Below are 13,839 nucleotides of genomic sequence, written 5' to 3' on the forward strand. Positions count from 1 at the left end.
CCGACTCCACCGAGCCGGGGTCTGTCAAACAACACGAGCGTTTTACAGTCCCGGAGCCGCCGTGCCGCTCCTGCGCCACCGTGTGCCGCCGCCGTACGTCCCCCCAGGACGGCCGCGGCCCGGTTTGGCGGGGAGCGGCCCGGCGGCTCTCCCACGCCCACGCGTGTCCACGGCCGTTGAAGCAGCCCTGGCGCGGGACGGCCGCGTCGCCTCGTGCCGTCATATCCCGGGGTACGCCCACTCCTGCCGGGCCCGGTCGAGCATCGTGCGGAGGAACTCCATGAAGGACAGGCCGCCGTCCAACCGCTCCGGCTCCTCGTCGTGGTACCAGACGTGCACGCGGTCGTCGCCCTCGTCCTGGAGCGAGAGCAGAACGAAATTCGCGTACCCGCTATGGCCCATGATCGGCATCATCCTCGTCAGATCCGCGACGCCCTCGTTCTCCTCGTGCCAGCTGTCGTGCAGCCACTTGGTGTAGACGGCGTGCACCCCCGGGATGTCCGCGGGATGGATGAAGTTCTGTGTCGTCGGCTCCAGGGCGGCACCGGGCAGCGCTTCCATCGGCTGGAGCAACTCCCCAGCGCCGATCACGCGCAGAAAGGTCCGATAGTCGGCGGGCAGCGGCCCGAACCGCGCTTCGAGGGCGGCGATGTCCTCTTCGGCGACCGGGCTGAGGTCGCCGGTCGGGTCCAGCCAGCCCTCCTCGTCCAGCTCCTCCTCTTCCCATCCGTCGTCAAGCAGCTTGGGCACCCAGTGCTCGCCGTACCAGGTGCGGTATTCCTCGAAGAGTTCCGTCAGAACGGCGGCGGTCGTGCCCTCGGGCGAGGTCAGGTGCACCGACGGCGCCGTCGGCGAGGGCTCCAGGTGGGGCGCCGCCCGGAAGTAGCCTTCGATCAGCGGGGCGAGCCGGCCATTGCCCCGCCAGGCCCCCAGCCTCTCCGCCGCGTCGCGGGTGCGGATCATGGCGAGATACCGGGCGAACACCAACCGCTCGTTGTTCCCGCGGGCGTGGCGCATCGCCGCGTCCAGTACGGGTGCCGCACCGGCACCCTCCCTGGCCATCAGCGTCAACAGGGTCGCTGCGTCCAGACAGCCCGGCTGCCGCTCGACGAGTCGCTCGCCCAAGTCGACACGGGCGGTGGTGACCAGCATCCGCACCACTTCGTCACTGCCGCCGCCCTGGGCGAGGCAGTCCTCGGCCGCCCGGTCGGCCCATTCCCGCTCGTCGGAGAACACGAACGACAGCGCCGCCTTGACCGGCACCGGCGCCACGTCGAACGCGGCTGCCGCCACGGCACGGGCCTCGCGGTACTCCGCCTCGTCGGCGACGGCGAGCACGCCCCGCAGCAGCCGCCAGCTCGACGCGCACTCGGCCACCTGGGACGAGGCGTGCGCGGTGGTCTCGATCAGCCAGGTCCCGCTCCACTCCCACCTCGGGTCGTAGTGGACCTTGTGCCGGCTGTGGGCGAGTTCGTGCAGTCGCAGCATCGCGCGCAGGGTCCAGACGACGCCCTCGGCGGCCAGCCAGAACGGCACCGCGGCCTGCGTCACCTGCAACTGCAGTTCCGCCATGGCCACTTCCACGTCCAGGTCGAGCCCGTCCGGACGTTCACCGCTGCGGTAGAGGGCCGCCGCGCGCAACCCGAGTTCGGCCATCGAAGGCTCCGCATGGCGCGCGCCCTTTTTCACCGAGCCGACCTCGTACTCCCGGCCCCTGTCCGAGTCGTGGCGGCTCTTGTCACGCGCCTCGGCGAAACAGAGCTCGGCGTCGAACGGCGGCGCCGCCGCCAGCCAGCAGGGCCCGCGCTCCAGCCCCTCGGTCAGATGGTCCGGGTTGACATGCGCCCGGGTGGAATACACCTTGCCTCGTTGCTCCTCGGTCCACACCACGTCACCGGCCATGCGTTCCTCCCGCACTCGAAACAAGGCCCGGGGCAGCGGGCGCCGGGGCGCGCTCACTGTAGGCCCGGCCGGTGGGTGTGTGGGGCGGCTGAGCGCCGTAGGCGCGCCCGCCCAGCGAGATTCAGGGCAACAGTTCAGTAGAACCACTCAACTCAAGGAGTGGGCCCAGGTCCCGGCCTGAACTGCAGGCACGATGCAGCACTACCTGCGGCAGATCGCCGGGACCCTGCGGCCGGGGACCGTGAAGAATGCCGAGCTGACACTGCGGGAGTTCGCCCTGCTGGTCGCCGCCGAAGACACTGCCGTGACCTGTGTTGCCGAACTCAAAGGACGGCACGTCGAACGCTATCGGCAGTGGCTGCTGGAACGGCCGGCCGCTCGCGGCGGACCGCTGCACCGGCACACCGTCCGCGACGGTCTGAGCAAACTCCGCGGGTTTTTCCGCCGCCTGGATGAGCGGGACGCCACCGATCGGCCGCCCCACCAGCTGGTGTTCGACAGCGACTTCCCGATCGCGGACGAGCCGCTGCCTCGTTTCCTCGACGACGCCGCGGCCGCGAAACTGTCGGCCGTCGCCCGCCAGGATCCCGATCCGTTCGCCCGGCCGGCCATCGAGATCCTCGCCCGCACCGGGATGCGCCGCAGCGAGATGCTCGGCCTCACCATCGACGCGGTCGTGCAGATCGGCTCCGCCTACTGGCTCCGCGTCCCGGTCGGCAAGATGCACACCGACCGCTACGTTCCCCTGTACCCGCAGCTGACGACGCTGCTGGGCGACCGGCTGCTGCAGCGGCCCGAGGGCCTGCGCTCCAACCTCTGTCCACCGACCACGGACGCCCGGTCAACGCCTCCCGCATCGATGCCGCGGTCCGCAAAGCCGCCGAGCAGGCCGGCCTCGGCCGGGTTACCCCGCACCAGCTCCGGCATACTCTGGCCACCCAGGCGATCAACCGGGGCATGTCCCTGGAGGCCATCGCGGCACTCCTTGGCCACCGGTCGTTGTCCATGACACGTGTTTACGCGCAGATCGCCGACCGGACCGTCACCGACGAGTACTTCGCGGTCTCGGAGAAGGTGGAGGCTCTCTACGACGCCCCGCGCCAGCTGCCGGCGGACGCCGAGGGATCGGAGATGGCCAAGCTCCGCCGGGAGATGCACCGGCGCATGCTCGGCAACGGCTACTGCGCTCGCCCCGTCGAGATGGACTGCCACTTCGAGTCGATCTGCGAGTCCTGCACCTTCTTCGTCACCACGATCGAGTTCCGGCCCACCCTCGAACGCCAGCGGGACGACACAGCTGCCAAGGGACAGGTGGCCCGCGAGCACATCTTCGACGGACCCCTCGGCCGACTCGACGGAGAAGCCTTCGAAGGCCGCTCGCTTCAGCGCTCCTCCGGCTCGAGTTCGCCGATCACTCCGATCCGGATTCCCAGCCATGGATAGGTGTGGTGGTAGAAGAGGTTGTCCTGGGGCTGGAGTCCGACCGCGGAGGGCCACATCTGGAATGCCGGTGCGTTCGACACCCCGCCGTGGAGCCGACGCCAGACGCGGCCGAAGTCCTGGCCGGTCGGGGGCGGGGTGATCGTGTCGGTCCATTCGACCGCGTTGCCGCCTTGGTCGAGGGTGCCCCACGGGGAGGTGGTGCGGGCCTGTCCGGTCGTACCGAGGCTGCCCTGGTAGACGTCCGCGTAGGTGACGGGGTCCAGTCCGATCGGGTTGACGGAGGAGCAGACCTCGGGCGACACCTGCGAGGGGCACCAGGTGGGCGCCGGCTGTCCAGAGGCGTGGTACGAGGCGAGTGGCTGTGTCGAAGCGTTGGTGACGTCGCCGGTGGTGGGGTTGAGCACGGTGGGGCTGGGGGCGGTCGCGTCACCATCGCCGAAGACCCCCGCGTTGGTGGGGTACTTCCAGTACGAGTACGTACCGCCGCCGCTCGGATCGTAGTAGGCCGCCTTGATCCACTCGTTCTGGCTCGGTACGACGAAGCCGGAGTCCTCGGTCCGCGTCGCGTCCGGGCGGTCGAGGTCGTACATCCCGCGCTCGGTCCGCGGCGAGAGGCGGACCTTGTAGGTGACGTAGGTGAAAGCGCCCTCGGTACGCGTCTCCTTGGCGAGGACGCGGCCGTTGACGAGGGAGTTCACGAGACGGGCCGCGTCGAGGAAGTTCGCGAAGCCGTACGGCTTGTCCGCCCACTCCGGGTGGGACAACGAATAGTGACGGCCCCTGCGGGCGTCCTCCGAGAAGTCGACCTGGCCGTACTTGGGCCAGGCCGAGCCGCTTTCGCTGTCCTCATAGAGGTCGAAGCGGTCGCGTCCGTCGGGGTCGGCGGTGTTCAGGAACGCCACCCACTGCGCAACGGTGATCTCGAGCTTGCCGATCTCGTACGGGTGGTCGACCCTGCCGACCGTCAGACAACCGCTCGGTGACTCGGGGGCCTCGGCGCAGTCCGGATAGACGGCGTCCGTGAAGGGGACCACACCCACCGACGGGTTACCGGGGTCACCGACCCTGGTGGTGGTCACGGTGATGACTTCGCCGGACCGATGGCGGTCGTCGCCCTCGGCGGCCGTTCCTGCGGTGGCGACCGGAGCGAGCGGTGCCGACAGCACGCACGCCGCGGCGGCGGCCCTGACGAGACGGCGAGGACGAGGGGAAGCGAGGGGCATAGAGGCGCACCTGTCCGTTCGACCACACCCGAGGCGGAACGCACCCGGCCGCAAGGAACCCTGCGGTCGAAGGACGGCCGCGCGTACCCGGTCCAGTTCACGACCGCGCCGCTCGACAGCCACCGCGCCGCGCTGGCTGCCCTCGGTGCCCGGATCGGCGCCTACATTCCCGACGCCACGTACGTGGTCCGCATGAACGTCGCGACCCGAGGCCAGGTCGCTGCGCTGCCGTTGCTGCGATGGGTCGGCCGGTACGACGCCGACGACAAGATCGAAGGCGGGGCTGTGCCGTCGAGCACCCGCCGATACCAGGGCCAGAGCGAGACGTACACACTGACCACCGACGGCAGCGAGCGGCTGAAGGCGACGATGGTCTACACCGACCCGATGGGCTTACCGCCCGCGGCCCAGGCGCGGGTCAACGACCTGACTCTGAAGCTCACCGCCCCGGACGGCACCATCTACTGGGGAAACAACGGACTCGCGGCAGGCAACTGGTCAGCACCGGGTGGCTCAGCGAACACCATCGACACCGTCGAGAACGTGTTCATCCAAAACCCGGACGCCGGCACCTGGACGATCGACGTCATCGCCAGCCAGGTCAACGCAGACGGACACGTGGAAACCCCCGCGCCCGACGTCGACTTCGCCCTGGTCACCACGGGAAAAGTCACCAGCTAGGGAGCGTATTGCGTCGTGATCAGTCTCCGAGATTTGCCTTCGCGGCTGGGCCTGGACCGGTAGACCTTCTTGCTCAGAGCAGGAACGACGCGACGCGTTCCCCGGCCGGCTCCACGCCTGCAATCACCACCGCGGACACACCGCGCTCGCAGGCAAACCACCCGCCAGCCGCGTCCCCAACCTCACAGGGCAATACACCTGGGCCCCGGGGCCTAAGGGCTGTCGAAGGGGTCCTCTGACGGGTCGTCAGAGGACCCCTTCGGTACGTACCGCAGGATGCCCCACAGGCTGTGCTCCTCCGGGATGTCGTCGGCGCCGGTCACGCGGGCGGCGTCGAGTCCCGTGAGCAGGGCGGGGGCGTCGACGCCGGAGCCGATGAGCACCAGCCGGGTCCCCCGGCCGGTGTCGCCCGACGGCCAGGGCTCGGGGTAGAAGCGCAGGAAGCGGCCCACGGAGTGGACCGCGTACCGGTTGGCCCGGTCGAGCGCTCCGAAGTCGACGAATCCCTTGATGCGGTACAGCCCTTCGGGGCGTGAGTCGAGGAAGTCCAGCAGCCTGCGCGGGTGGAGAGGGTCCTGCGAGATGAACGAGGCACTCTCGTAGGCCGCGTGCAGATGGCCGTCATGGTGTTCGTGATCGTCGTCGCGGAGGTCCTCGAAGGACAGCTGGCCGACCCGCTCGGTCCGCGGCCGCGGTTCGAAGAACAGCTCCGGGTCGACGCGCCCGTACGACGCAGGGATCACGGCCGCCCCGCCGGCGAGCCCGGTGACCGTCTCGTGCAGCGCGCGCCGCTCCGCGTCGCCGACCCGGTCCGCCTTGTTCAGTACGACGAGGTCGGCGACGGCCAGGTGACGGTCGGTCTCCGGGTGCTTCTCACGGGTCCGCTCGAACTCGGCCGCGTCGACGACCTCGACGAGACCGCCGTACACGATCCGTTCGTTGTCGCTGGCGAGGACCATCCTGACCAGCTCCTGCGGTTCTGCGAGGCCGCTCGCCTCGATGACGATCACATCGAGCCCGGCCGCGGGCCGGGTGAGCCTGCCCAGGAACACGTCGAGTTCGCTCGCGTCGACGGCGCAGCACAGGCAGCCGTTGCCGAGCGAGACCGTGGAGTCACCGAGCTGTCCGGCCACGGTCATGGCGTCGATCTCGATGGACCCGAAGTCGTTCACGATCGCGCCGATGCGTGTCCCGCGACTGGTGCGCAGCAGATGGTTGAGCAGGGTCGTCTTACCGGATCCCAGAAAGCCCGCGAGGACGATGACGGGGATCTGGGGCTTGCTCAAGACGGCACCTCCGGGGCTGCGACAGCTGCGGCTCCCAGGATATGGGCCGCTCGGCAGCGGCCCGCGACCGGCCGGTCGCGGCGCCGGCGTGCCCGCGCCGTCGCCGTCATGCGCGGCCACCGCGTTTCCGGAATGGAGCCGCTCCCCTTACCGTTCGTAGGCATGAGTCCCGCACCGACCGCCCCCGCCCGGCGACGGCGGTTCGGCTGGCCGCAGCGGGTGTTCTCCCAGGTGCTGCTGATGCAGCTGGCGATCGTCACCGGAGTCACCGCACTGGTCACCGGCCTGTTCCTCGCCCCGCTCAGCGCCCAGCTCGACGACCAGGCGATGCGCCGCGCGCTCGCCATCGCGCAGACCACCGCGTCACCGGAGCTCGCGGGGGAGCTGACCTCCTCCCGGCCGACCGCCGACGGGCCGGTGCAGGCCGAGGCCGAGTGGATCAGGCGGGCCACCGGGGCCGAGTACATCGTGGTCATGGACGGCCGCGGGCTGCGCTGGTCCCACCCCTCCCCCGAACGGATCGGCCGTGTCGTCTCCACCGATCCGAGCCAGGCACTGGCCGGGCAGGACGTGATGGAGATCGACAGCGGCACCCTCGGCCGCTCCGCCCGCGGCAAGGTGCCGCTGCGTGACACGGAGGGGACGATCGTCGGCGCGGTGTCCGTGGGAATCGAGTACGACAGCGTGCGGGCGAGGCTGCTGGCGGCGATTCCGGGGCTGCTCGCCTACGCGGGGGGCGCGCTGGCCGTCGGGGCGCTCGCCGCCTGGCTCATCTCCCGCCGGCTGCAACGCCAGACCCACGACCTCGCCTTCTCCGACATCTCCGCCCTGCTCGCCGAGCGTGAGGCGATGCTGCACGGCATCAGGGAGGGTGTCGTGGCCCTGGACGGCGCGGGGCGGGTCCGGCTTCTGAACGACGAGGCGCAGCGACTGCTCGGCGTGGGCCCCGAGGCCATCGGCCTGCCGCTGCAGGAGGTACTGGGCGAAGGGCGTACCGGTGACGTGCTGGCGGGCCGGGTGACCGGGGAAGACCTCCTGACCGTACGGGGCAGCCGGGTGCTCGTCGCCAACCGGATGCCGACCGACGACGGGGGTGCCGTCGCCACCCTGCGGGACCGGACGGAGCTCGAGCAACTGGGCCGGGAGCTGGACTCCACCCGCGGTCTGATCGACGCCCTGCGCGCACAGGACCACGAGCACGCCAACCGTCTGCACACCCTGCTGGGTCTGTTGGAACTCGAGATGTACGAGGAGGCGGTGGAGTTCGTCACCGAAGTCGTCGGAGTGCACCGGACGACCGCCGAGCAGGTCACGGAGAGGGTCCACGACCCGCTGCTCGCCGCGCTGCTGGTCGGCAAGGCGACGGTCGCCGCGGAGCGCGGCGTCTCGCTGCGCATCGCGCCCGCGACCCTGCTTCCCGACCGGCTGGTGGATCCGCGCGGGCTGGTGACGGTGGTCGGCAATCTCGTGGACAACGCGCTGGACGCGGCCGCGGGTACCGCGGACGCGAGAGTCGAGATCGAGATGCGCGCGGAGGGGCGCACGGTGGTCCTGCGGGTGTCGGACAGCGGCCCCGGTGTCCCGGACGGGCAGCGTGAGCTGATCTTCACGGAGGGCTGGACCACCAAGGAGCTGCCGGCCCACGGCAAGCGCGGCCTGGGGCTGCCGCTGGTACGCAGGTTCGCGGAGCGGCAGGGCGGCAGCGCGGCGGTCCGCGCGGCGGCGGAGGGCGGCGCGGAGTTCAGGGTCGTCCTGCCCGACGCCCTGACGGAGAGCGGGGCGGACGGCGCACCGGCGGCGCAGGCGGAGGGCGGCGCGGTCGGTGCCCCGGAAGTGCGGCGGGCACGGTGATCGACGTACTGGTCGTGGACGACGACGTCCGGGTCGCGGAGATCAACGCCGCCTACGTCGCCAAGGTCGCGGGCTTCCGGGTCGTGGCACGGGCCCATTCGGCCGCCGAGGCGCTCGCCCGCATCGCTGAGGTGCCCGTCGATCTGATCCTGCTCGATCACTACCTGCCGGACGAGAACGGACTGGCTGTCGTCCGCGAGCTCCGTGCGCTCGGCCACCAGACGGACGTGATCATGGTGACGGCGGCCAGGGACGTGGCCACCGTCCAGGCGGCGATGCGCCATGGAGCGCTGCAGTATCTCGTCAAGCCGTTCAGCTTCGCCGGCCTCCGCGCCAAGCTGGAGGCGTACGCGGCGCTTCGGCGCGCCCTGGACAGCGGCGGCGAGGCCGAGCAGGCGGAGGTCGACCGGATCTTCGGCACCCTGTCGGCGGGCGCGATCGTCCCCGAGTTGCCGAAGGGGCACTCGCCGAGCACGGCCGAACTGGTGCGGCAGGTGCTGCTGGCCGCCGACGGCCCGCTGTCGGCCCAGGAGATCGCGGACCGGGCGGGGGTGAGCCGACAGACCGCCCAGCGCTATCTGAAGCTCCTGGAGCGGACGAGCCGGGTGCGGCTGACGCCCCGGTACGGCGAGACGGGCCGCCCGGAGCACCGCTACGCATGGGCGACGAGCGTCTGACCGCACGGCGAACCGGCCCGTACGCTCACCACCGGGTCCGCTGCGGGCTCCGGTTGAGACGGCCTCCGGGACGGACGGCCTCCGGTTCAAACGGCCCCGGCACCGGTGAGCGCCCGCACCTCGGTCTCGGCGTGCTTCGCCGCGTCCGGCGGCTCGGAGGAGACGACCGTGCCGATCCAGCCGGCCAGGAAGCCGAGCGGGATGGAGACGAGCCCCGGGTTCTCCAACGGGAAGACATGGAAGTCCACACCGGGGAAGAGCGACCGCTCGGTGCCGGAGACGACCGGTGAGAGGACCACCAGCAGCACGGCGGGCACCAGCCCCCCGTAGACGGACCAGACCGCGCCGCGGGTGGTGAAGTTCCGCCAGAACAGCGAGTAGAGCAGGACCGGAAGGTTGGCGGAGGCGGCGACGGCGAAGGCGAGGCCCACGAGGAATGCGACGTTCAGGTCGCGGGCCAGCAGCCCGAGGACGATCGCGACCGCGCCGATGCAGACCGCGGAGACGCGCGCGACGGCGACCTCGCCGTACTGCCGCCGCCCGCCGCAGGCGCGCCGGTTCCGCAGCGTCGCGTACAGATCGTGGGCGACGGACGTGGAGGAAGCGAGGGTGATGCCGGCGACGACGGCCAGGATCGTCGCGAACGCCACCGCGGCCACGAGCGCGAACAGCACCGTGCCCCCGGTGGAGCCGGCGCCTCCACCGAGGTCGAGGGCGAGCAGGGGCACGGCGGTGTTGCCTGCGGCGTTGGACGCCCGGACCTCCGCGGTGCCGACCACGGCGGCGGCTCCGAAGCCGAGCACGATCGTCATCAGGTAGAAGCTGCCGATGAGTCCGATGGACCAGACGACGGAGCTGCGGGCGGCCCGCGCGGTCGGCACGGTGTAGAAGCGCGACAGGATGTGCGGGAGTCCGGCCGTGCCGAGGACGAGCGCCAGACCCAGGCTGATGAAGTCCAGGCGGGCGGTCCAGTCCCCGCCGTACCTCAGGCCCGGAGCGAGGAAGTCCGTGCCGTGACCGCTGCGTGCCGCGGCGGAGTTCAGCAGTTGGTCGAAGTCGCCGTGGAAGCGCAGCAGCACCAGCACGGTCATCGCGATCGCGCCGCCCATCAGGAGTACGGCCTTCACGATCTGGATCCAGGTGGTGGCCCGCATCCCGCCCAGCGACACATAGACCACCATCAGGGCCCCGACGCCGACGACCGTCCATGAGCGCGCGGCCTCGCTCGTCCCGCCGAGCAGCAGCGCGACCAGGCTGCCGGCTCCCACCATCTGCGCCACCAGATAGAGCACGGAGACGGTGATCGAGGAAGTCCCGGCCGCGATACGGACGGGCCGTTCCCTCATCCGCGCGGCGACGACGTCGGCGAGGGTGAACCGGCCGCAGTTGCGGACCAGTTCGGCGACGAGCAGGAGCACGACCAGCCAGGCGACCAGGAAACCCACGGAGTAGAGCATGCCGTCGTAGCCGTACAGGGCGATGAGCCCGGAGATGCCGAGGAAGGAGGCGGCGGACATGTAGTCGCCGGCGATGGCGAATCCGTTCTCCATCGGGGAGAACAGCCGCCCGCCCGCGTAGAACTCCTCTGCGGAACCGTGCCTGTTGCGGCTCACCCAGGTGGTGATGGCGAGGGTGACCGCGATGAACACGCTGAACAGCAGCACCGCGAGCGCCTGGTGATCCCCACTCAACGCCCGGCCCCCCTGGTCATCTCCTGGGTGTCCCACCGCAGATCGAGTGCCGCCCGATCCCGCCGCAGCCTGGCGTGGCGGGCATACGCCCAGGTCAGCAGGAACGTCGTGAGGAACTGCGCGAGCCCCGCGACCATCGCCACGTTGACCGCGCCCGCGATCGGCCTGGCCATCAGTCCCGGCGCCGTCGTCGCCGCGACGACATACGCCAGGTACCAGAGCAGGAAGGCGGCGCAGGCGGGGACGACGAACCGCCGATAGCGGGCGCGCACTTCCTGGAACGCCTCGCTGCGCTGCACTTCCAGGTAGATGTCGGCGGCGCTCGGCGCGGCCGCACGGTCGTCTCCCGGGGCGGGCTGCCCGCCGGGGGCAGGGGCCCCGGTGCTGTCCCGGTCGCTCCAGCCGGAGGCCAGTGCATCGCACCACGGGTCATCGAACCGTACCGGGGCGGCGCCCCCGCCTTCCTGCTTCTCCACCATCGACTCTCCTTGCCGCGGCGAACCGTTTCGGCCGCCTGCCCAAGGATGGACAGAGTGGGGAGATCCCGGACTCTTCTCTTGAGGTCTTCACCCCATCAGGTGATGTTCCTCCCAGGAGGCTGCGCAAGCCCCTGCCGACAGGCGTACCGGGCACCCGGCCCGGTCACTGAGAAAGCAGGGCGATGCAAAGTGCCGTCCGCTCCCGTGCGACACCGGCACGGGAGAGCGCCCCCGAGTGGCCACCGGGCCCGCCCGCCTCCCGGTCCCGGCCGGTGCCACGGGGGGCGCGGCGCCGGGGATCGGACCGGGAGTGGGGCCGTCGCTCCGCCCCCGGTGGACGGGGCCCGGCGGCCCCCGCCGTCAGGCGTCGATGCGCGAGCGGTCCAAAGTGGCCGCCGAGCTGGTGATGAACTCCTTGCGGGGCGCGACCTCGTTGCCCATGAGCAGGTCGAAGACCTGCTCGGCGGCCTCGAGGTCCCCGATGTTGATCCGGCGCAGCGTGCGGTGGCGCGGATCCATCGTGGTCTCGGCCAACTGGTCGGCGTCCATCTCTCCGAGACCCTTGTAGCGCTGGATCGAGTCCTTGAAGCGGACCCCCTTGCGCTGGAACTCCAGCAGGGTCTGCCGCAGCTCGTTGTCCGAGTACGTGTAGACGTACTTGTCCTGGCCCTTCTTGGGCTGGATCAGCTCGATCCGGTGCAGCGGCGGCACGGCCGCGAACACCCGGCCGGCCTCCACCATGGGCCGCATGTAGCGCTGGAAGAGCGTGAGCAGCAGGATCCGGATGTGGGCACCGTCGACATCGGCGTCGACCAGCAGGACGATCTTCCCGTACCGGGCGGCGTCGATGTCGAACGTCCGGCCCGAGCCGGCTCCTATGACCTGGATGATCGCGCCGCACTCGGCGTTCTTCAGCATGTCCGAGACGGACGCCTTCTGGACGTTGAGGATCTTGCCCCGGATCGGCAGCAGCGCCTGGAACTCGCTGTTGCGCGCCAGCTTGGCCGTACCGAGTGCCGAGTCCCCCTCGACGATGAACAGCTCGCTGCGCTCCACGTCGTCACTGCGGCAGTCGGCGAGCTTGGCGGGCAGCGAGGAGGACTCCAGGGCCGTCTTGCGCCGCTGCGCCTCCTTGTGCTGGCGGGCCGCGATGCGGGTACGGGCGGCCGCGACGGCCTTCTCCAGCACCGCGCGGGCCTGGGCCTTGGCATCCCGCTTGGTGGACGTCAGGAACGCCTTGAGCTCCTTGGCCACGACGGCCGCGACGATCCTGTTGGCCGCCGAGGTGCCCAGGACCTCCTTGGTCTGGCCCTCGAACTGCGGCTCGGCCAGGCGGACGGTGACGACGGCGGTGAGGCCCTCCAGGGCGTCGTCCTTGACGATGTCGTCCTCGGCGACGCGCAGCATTTTGGCGGAGCGCAGCACCTCGTTCATCGTCTTCGTCACGGAGCGTTCGAAACCGGTCACGTGGGTGCCGCCCTTGGGGGTGGCGATGATGTTGACGAAGGACTTGAGCGTCGTGTCGTACCCGGTGCCCCAGCGCAGTGCGATGTCGACGCCGAGCTCGCGGGTGACCTCGGTCGGGGTCATGTGACCGCGGTCGTCGAGCACGGGGACGGTCTCCTTGAACGTGCCCTGGCCGCTGAGCCGCACCACGTCGCAGACGGCCTTGTCCTGGGCCAGGTACTCGCAGAACTCGCTGATACCACCGTCGAAGCGGAACGTCTCCTCGCTCTTGCCCTCGCCCTCGAGGCCGCGCTCGTCCCGTACGACGATGGTGAGGCCGGGTACCAGGAAGGCCGTCTGGCGGGCGCGCTGGTGCAGGTGGTCCAGGGAGAGCCTGGCGTCCTTGAGGAAGATCTGGCGGTCCGCCCAGTACCGCACACGGGTGCCGGTGCGGGCCTTCGGTACGCGCTTGATCTTGCGCAGCCCGTTGGCGGGGTCGAAGGGGGCGTCGGGGCCCGACTCGGTGAAGATCCCGGGGACGCCGCGGCGGAAGCTGATGGCGTGCGTGGAGCTGTTGCGGTCGACCTCGACGTCCAGCCGGGCCGACAGGGCGTTCACCACGGAGGCGCCCACGCCGTGCAGACCGCCGGAGGCGGCGTACGAGCCGCCGCCGAACTTGCCGCCGGCGTGCAGCTTGGTCATGACGACCTCGACACCGGAGAGGCCGGTCTTCGGCTCGACGTCGACGGGAATGCCGCGGCCGTTGTCGCGGACCTCCACGGAGCCGTCTTCGTGGAGGAGGACCTCGATGTGGTCGCAGTACCCGCCGAGGGCCTCGTCGACCGAGTTGTCGATGATCTCCCAGAGGCAGTGCATCAGGCCCCGGCTGTCGGTCGACCCGATGTACATGCCGGGGCGCTTGCGAACCGCCTCGAGCCCCTCGAGTACGAGCAGGTGCCGCGCGGTGTAGTTGGAACCGTCACGGTCTGCGGTCAGCAGCGCACTGGACGGCACGGACGTTTCGGCGGTCACGCGGTTCGCTCCTCGCTGAATTTGGAAAGTGGCCCGTGGGGTAAAGGCCCGGCGTTGGTCACCGGGTCAGAGCGTACAGAGGCCAGGTAGAGCCGTTGTAACGCCACCCATGTGAAAACCCATGCTAG

At 70.5% G+C, this 13,839-nt stretch carries 10 protein-coding genes and 3 pseudogenes; 7 read left to right on the plus strand and 6 right to left on the minus strand.

Annotation, left to right across the window (positions count from 1 at the left end):
• Window positions 1-219 precede the first annotated feature (219 nt).
• Entirely contained in the window at window positions 220-1,902 is a 1,683-nt protein-coding gene (locus AB0903_RS18245; RefSeq protein ID WP_366703906.1) for an SMI1/KNR4 family protein, read from the minus strand.
• 193 nt (window positions 1,903-2,095) lie between these two features.
• On the opposite strand from AB0903_RS18245, the pseudogene AB0903_RS18250 reads away from it, so the two are divergent.
• From AB0903_RS18250 to AB0903_RS18260, 3 genes and pseudogenes are all read left to right on the plus strand, one after another.
• Window positions 2,096-2,635 (plus strand): annotated as a pseudogene (locus AB0903_RS18250) (integrase); the annotation flags it as partial.
• 122 nt (window positions 2,636-2,757) lie between these two features.
• Window positions 2,758-2,877 (plus strand): annotated as a pseudogene (locus tag AB0903_RS18255) (tyrosine-type recombinase/integrase); the annotation flags it as partial.
• A 30-nt stretch (window positions 2,878-2,907) separates the two neighbouring features.
• Complete coding sequence (locus tag AB0903_RS18260; protein ID WP_366703908.1) at window positions 2,908-3,345, plus strand: hypothetical protein; 438 nt, start codon at window positions 2,908-2,910, stop codon at window positions 3,343-3,345.
• Here AB0903_RS18260 and AB0903_RS18265 read toward each other — a convergent pair.
• Window positions 3,285-4,424, minus strand: a complete 1,140-nt coding sequence (locus AB0903_RS18265; RefSeq protein WP_366703910.1) for a hypothetical protein — start codon at window positions 4,422-4,424, stop codon at window positions 3,285-3,287. The genes AB0903_RS18260 and AB0903_RS18265 overlap by 61 nt on opposite strands.
• Window positions 4,425-4,445: 21 nt before the next feature.
• Here AB0903_RS18265 and AB0903_RS18270 point away from each other — a divergent pair, with 21 nt between their 5' ends.
• Window positions 4,446-5,249: a hypothetical protein gene (locus tag AB0903_RS18270; protein ID WP_366703912.1), complete on the plus strand. Its 804-nt coding sequence runs from the start codon at window positions 4,446-4,448 to the stop codon at window positions 5,247-5,249.
• A 73-nt stretch (window positions 5,250-5,322) separates the two neighbouring features.
• Window positions 5,323-5,448, plus strand: a pseudogene (locus tag AB0903_RS18275) (IS481 family transposase); the annotation flags it as partial.
• A 13-nt stretch (window positions 5,449-5,461) separates the two neighbouring features.
• Here the strand turns inward: AB0903_RS18275 and AB0903_RS18280 are convergent.
• Complete coding sequence (locus tag AB0903_RS18280; RefSeq protein WP_366703914.1) at window positions 5,462-6,535, minus strand: CobW family GTP-binding protein; 1,074 nt, start codon at window positions 6,533-6,535, stop codon at window positions 5,462-5,464.
• Between the two features lie 162 nt (window positions 6,536-6,697).
• Between AB0903_RS18280 and AB0903_RS18285 the strand changes: the two genes are divergently transcribed.
• Together AB0903_RS18285 and AB0903_RS18290 are read left to right on the plus strand one after the other, a co-directional pair.
• Window positions 6,698-8,386, plus strand: a complete 1,689-nt coding sequence (locus AB0903_RS18285; protein ID WP_366703916.1) for a sensor histidine kinase — start codon at window positions 6,698-6,700, stop codon at window positions 8,384-8,386.
• Window positions 8,383-9,063, plus strand: coding sequence for a response regulator (locus AB0903_RS18290; protein ID WP_366703918.1), 681 nt, complete (start codon window positions 8,383-8,385; stop codon window positions 9,061-9,063). Before AB0903_RS18285 ends, AB0903_RS18290 begins: the two co-directional genes overlap by 4 nt.
• Before the next feature lie 86 nt (window positions 9,064-9,149).
• Here the strand turns inward: AB0903_RS18290 and AB0903_RS18295 are convergent, their stop codons facing one another.
• The 3 genes from AB0903_RS18295 to AB0903_RS18305 form a co-directional block, all read right to left on the minus strand.
• On the minus strand, window positions 9,150-10,754 hold the full coding sequence (locus AB0903_RS18295) for a cation acetate symporter (RefSeq protein WP_366703920.1): 1,605 nt from the start codon (window positions 10,752-10,754) through the stop codon (window positions 9,150-9,152).
• A complete protein-coding gene (locus tag AB0903_RS18300) occupies window positions 10,751-11,233 on the minus strand; it encodes a DUF485 domain-containing protein (protein ID WP_366703922.1) in 483 nt (160 codons plus the stop codon). Before AB0903_RS18300 ends, AB0903_RS18295 begins: the two co-directional genes overlap by 4 nt.
• Window positions 11,234-11,593: 360 nt before the next feature.
• Complete coding sequence (locus AB0903_RS18305) at window positions 11,594-13,711, minus strand: DNA topoisomerase IV subunit B (protein WP_366703924.1); 2,118 nt, start codon at window positions 13,709-13,711, stop codon at window positions 11,594-11,596.
• Window positions 13,712-13,839 lie beyond the last annotated feature (128 nt).

The organism is Streptomyces sp. NPDC048389 (assembly GCF_040706335.1).
Taxonomy (GTDB): Bacteria; Actinomycetota; Actinomycetes; order Streptomycetales; family Streptomycetaceae; genus Streptomyces.